General features: G+C 57.2%; 1 protein-coding gene and 1 pseudogene. Both read right to left on the bottom strand.

The window, feature by feature from the left end; all coding sequences use genetic code 11:
- Positions 1–132 precede the first annotated feature (132 nt).
- On the bottom strand, positions 133–594 hold the full coding sequence (locus IVA82_RS18825) for a GNAT family N-acetyltransferase (RefSeq protein ID WP_247387626.1): 462 nt from the start codon (positions 592–594) through the stop codon (positions 133–135).
- Between the two features lie 335 nt (positions 595–929).
- A pseudogene (locus IVA82_RS18820) lies at positions 930–1111 on the bottom strand (IS701 family transposase); the annotation flags it as partial.

Raw genomic sequence — 1111 nt, 5'->3', positions numbered from 1 at the left:
TAGGCCGCAAACCGCGATTCACTCCCGTCCGATCTTGGGTGACCCATCCCAGCTCTCCATGCCGAAAAACGAATCTCCCGAAAATACCAGCAATTCCAGCATCAAAGATCGCGACTTTCTGACTCAGTAAGACTAGAGATCGCGGACCATTAGTGCCGTATCGAAGCCCTTCCAGTTAGTGCGATCCAGCGCTTCCCAGCCGAGCCTCTCGTAGAAGCCCACAGCATCCGTAGTGTACAGATAAAGTCGTGAAAACTCTCGTTGTCGGGCTTGATCTTCTATCGCTCGGACCAACGCTGCACCAGCGCCTTTCCGCCGATGCTCCGGGACAACGAATAAGCCTGCGAGCCAAGGCGACACATCATGATTTGGCTCGATCTCTGACTCGACCAGAAGACACGTCCCGACCGGCTCGCCATCGGCTTTCGCGACCACCGCTATACCGCGGCTCTGATCCGACGCAAATAGCTCCATCGACCTCATTTCCTGCTCGAAGGACGCTTGGAGCACTGAAAAGGCGTCTGCGCGCCAGTGCGCGCACATTGCCAACTCGGGCGTGCCGGGCTCCAAGATGAAGGTCTGAATGTTGGTCATTCCTAGTCGCCACCCGATCTTATCCTCGCCTCAAATCACGATCTTGAGTCTATCATCCGGCAATGGGCCGTAGCAGCGCGAAGCCCACGAACGCGCGAGTTGGAAGCCGAGCGCACCAGCCTCGGAGCGCTGGTGATCCTGACGACCAATGAAGAACGCGACGTGTGGACGCGTGCCCTAACATTACAGTTGTCTTTTTGATTTGACATGAGCGCGTTGAGCGGCAGCCTGATGAGCTCTGCGCCAGAAAGACCATGCGATGATACGTGCGGGTTGAATACGCTTTCGAGCAAGTCTGATGGCAATGCGGCGGATTTCCTGGATTGACCAACGGATCAGTGGCGGCGTGGGTGTGCTTTGGCTTTTGCCGGGGGGCGACGTTTCGTTTTTTTGGGCGGTGGCGGATTGGCGCGATGGCGGATCGCGGCCATCATGGCGAAGGCGAGCATCACCAAGGACACATGACGGTGCCAGCCATGCCAGGATCTGCTCTCGTTGTGATCCAGCCCGAACTCGT

This window comes from Bradyrhizobium sp. 142 (assembly GCF_023074015.1).
Taxonomy (GTDB): domain Bacteria; phylum Pseudomonadota; class Alphaproteobacteria; order Rhizobiales; family Xanthobacteraceae; genus Bradyrhizobium.
The sequence above is the reverse complement of the archived record's forward strand: the minus strand, read 5'-3'. Positions and strand labels throughout refer to the sequence as shown.